This window comes from Herbaspirillum sp. B65, from assembly GCF_000333555.1.
Taxonomy (GTDB): Bacteria; Pseudomonadota; Gammaproteobacteria; order Burkholderiales; family Burkholderiaceae_D; genus Herbaspirillum; species Herbaspirillum rubrisubalbicans.
Genome location: NZ_BADI01000459.1, coordinates 1 through 2,915, shown reverse-complemented (window position 1 = coordinate 2,915; position 2,915 = coordinate 1). Strand labels below are relative to the sequence as shown.

3 protein-coding genes and 1 pseudogene are annotated in these 2,915 nt (G+C 58.7%); 1 reads left to right on the top strand and 3 read right to left on the bottom strand.

The annotated features are described in order from the left end of the window. Window positions 1-482: 482 nt before the first annotated feature. A pseudogene (locus I5W_RS11065) lies at window positions 483-1,128 on the bottom strand (RlmE family RNA methyltransferase). Window positions 1,129-1,203: 75 nt separating this feature from the next. Between I5W_RS11065 and yhbY the strand changes: the two are divergent. Beyond that, window positions 1,204-1,662, top strand: coding sequence for a ribosome assembly RNA-binding protein YhbY (gene yhbY, locus I5W_RS11060; RefSeq protein ID WP_044529254.1), 459 nt, complete (start codon window positions 1,204-1,206; stop codon window positions 1,660-1,662). A gap of 139 nt (window positions 1,663-1,801) precedes the next feature. Here yhbY and greA read toward each other — a convergent pair whose 3' ends face one another. Next, on the bottom strand, window positions 1,802-2,278 hold the full coding sequence (gene greA, locus I5W_RS11055; protein ID WP_013233401.1) for a transcription elongation factor GreA: 477 nt from the start codon (window positions 2,276-2,278) through the stop codon (window positions 1,802-1,804). A gap of 400 nt (window positions 2,279-2,678) precedes the next feature. Further along, a partial coding sequence (locus I5W_RS11050) for a hypothetical protein (RefSeq protein WP_044529253.1) occupies window positions 2,679-2,915 on the bottom strand: 237 nt, incomplete at its 5' end.

The window sequence follows — 2,915 nt, the reverse complement described above, 5'->3', positions numbered from 1 at the left end:
AGTCCGAATACGCGATCGGCTTGGCATTGGTCGCCATGCTGCGGCTGTCGAACTGTTTGAACACCATAAACAGCACGAGCGCGATGACTACCCAGATGGCAGCCTTGGAAAACATATTGTTCACTGGAACTCCTCCGACGCCTGGGCGCCACGTTGCCTTTGTATTGTCCGATTTTACCCGGATTCAACCACTCTTACATGTAAAACCGCCGTCCGCCCTGCCCTGCCGTGCCGTCGCGCAACGCACAAAAGCCAACCATTGCTGCCACTGGCGTACTCAGTTGCCATCTCGACATCAGCTTTGGCGCTGGTCGTTCAGGCATTCCTTTTTACGGATCAGGCAATCGGACGATGCCCAAAAATCGATATAAGGCTGAAATCAGGCAAAACAAGGCAGGAAAATTCACTAAATCGCGCGGTTTTCGGTAGATTTTGCGCCTGATTGACGGTGCTGTACCGGTTCTGCGTCAACTTTAGCCGAATTAGCTGCGCGGATTCTTCAGGATTTTCCCCAGCAGAAAGATTTCGGATGATTTGTCGCGACTGGCCTTGGGCTTCTTGGACATCACCGTCTTGAACTCGGCCCGGAATTTATGCACCAGTTCGTTGTAGCCGGTGCCGTTGAAACACTTGACCAGCAAAGCGCCGCCAGGTTTCATGTGCTGTTGCGCAAATTCGATGGCCAGATCGATCAAGTACTCCACCCGCGCGGCGTCGGCAATGGCCACGCCCGACAGGTTGGGCGCCATGTCCGACAGCACCAGATCGGCCTTGCGGCCGTCCAGCACGGCTTCCAGCTGGCGCACCGGCTCGTCTTCGCGGAAGTCGCCCTGGATGTAGTGAACGTCGGCAATCGGGTCCATCGGCAGGATATCAAGCCCGATGATGGTCCCTGGATGCCGCGCCCTCGGCGCCCGCCCAGCTTGGTTCGCACGTACTGGCACCAGCTGCGGGGGGTACAACCGAGGTCGACGATCACCTGACCGGGCTTGATGAGCCGCTCTTCCTCGTCGATTTCCTTCAGTTGTAAGGCGGCGCGCGCACGAAACCCTCCTTTTGTGCCAGCTTCACATAAGGATCGTTGATATGGTCGTGTAACCAGTTTTTGTTCAGTTTGTTCTTTGCCATTCGCGTAGAATACTGGTTTATCTCATTGAGGGACAACTTGGCGCCGCCGAGACCTCGTCCCGAACCCGCACTCCCATGTTGAATTTGACTCCCGCCGAGCGCAGCGAACTGCGCGCCCAGGCCCATGCCTTGAACCCCGTCGTGATGGTTGGCGAAGGTGGCCTGTCCGAATCCGTGATGAAGGAAATCGACAAGAGCTTGAACGCCCACGGCCTGATCAAGGTCCGCGTCTTCGGCGATGATCGCGAAGCCCGTATCGCGATCTACGAAACCATCTGTACCGAACTCAAGGCCGCGCCGGTGCAGCATATCGGCAAGCTGCTGGTGCTGTATCGCCCGCAGAAGGAAGAAGGCAAGAAAGCTGCCGCTGGCGCCAAGGGCGGCCTGCGCGAAGTGACCATCGTCAAGTCGCACGCCACCAAGCGCCCCTCGGTGAGCAAGGTCATGCTCAAGGGCAACGAGCGTATCACCGCTGGTGGCCTGGTCAAGAAAGCCAAGCCGCGCCAGCGCAGCACCAAGAAGAGCGCAGGCTGATCGCCGCCACCGGGCTACGGCTCAAAAAAACAGAATGCCCGCTGATGCGGGCATTTTCATTTCCGGCTCGTCGGAGTTGCGGCCAGTGCGCCGCAGCGTCCGCCCCGCTTCAGGCGCGGGCGGACAGCTTGGTGCTACCTCAGACGTAGCGCACTTCCAGGATTTCGTATTCCTTCAGGCCCGACGGCGCTTCCACCGCCACCACGTCACCGGCGCTCTTGCCGATCAGGGCACGAGCGATGGGCGAAGTCACCGAGACCTTGGATTCCTTGATGTCGGCTTCGTCCAAGCCCACGATCTGGTAGGTTACCTTCTCGCCGCTGTCCAGGTTTTCCAGGTCCACGGTGGAGGCAAAGACCACGCGACCTTCCGCGTTCAGTTCGGCCGGATCGACGATCTGGGCCGCGCCCAGCTTGCCTTCCAGGTCGGCGATGCGACCTTCGATGAAGGCCTGACGCTCCTTGGCCGATTCATATTCGGCGTTTTCGGACAAGTCTCCCTGCGCACGCGCTTCGGCGATCGCATTGATGACTTCCGGGCGGTCTTTGGTTTTCAAACGGTGCAATTCTTCCTTCAGAAGTTCTGCGCCACGCTTGGTAAGGGGAACTGTGCTCATAAGTCTCTTGCTCAAGGTTAGGGTTACACGGAATGACGCCTCCAAGGGCCGCCAGCCGATTGATACGCAAAAGGACACCCGCGCCGCCGCAGTGGCGGACAAGCGTCGTCTTTACGGGAACAATCGGGCTGGTGCTCGGACCGTTGCTGCAGGATTCCGTCAGCTCTTCAACAACACGCGCTCCTGACTCAGAGCCGCTAAGGACATGACGCCACACGGCTGCCGGTGGTGGCATGGTGGCGTCATGTCCTTAGCGTCCCCGGACGGATCTGCCCTGCAACATTGGAACATGTTGTGGCCGCAGGGTGTCGTCCAAAAGTCAGAGAGGGCATCGATTGCTCAGATGCCCTCTTTGCTTGTCGGCGTCAACTAAAGCCGACAAAAGTAACGTGTTGTGGGTTTAGTGTATAGCTTTATGCAGGCCTTGTAAATCGTAGACGTCCAAGGCCTCCAGATGGCGCATCCCTTCCACCGCCGCTTCGGCACCGGCAATGGTGGTGAAGGTGGTCACGCGGGCGGCCAGGGCCGAGGTACGGATCGCTCCGGAGTCGGCAATGGCGTTGCGCTTTTCTTCCACGGTATTGACCACCAGGGCGATCTCGTTGTTCTTGACCATGTCCACGATGTGCGGACGGCC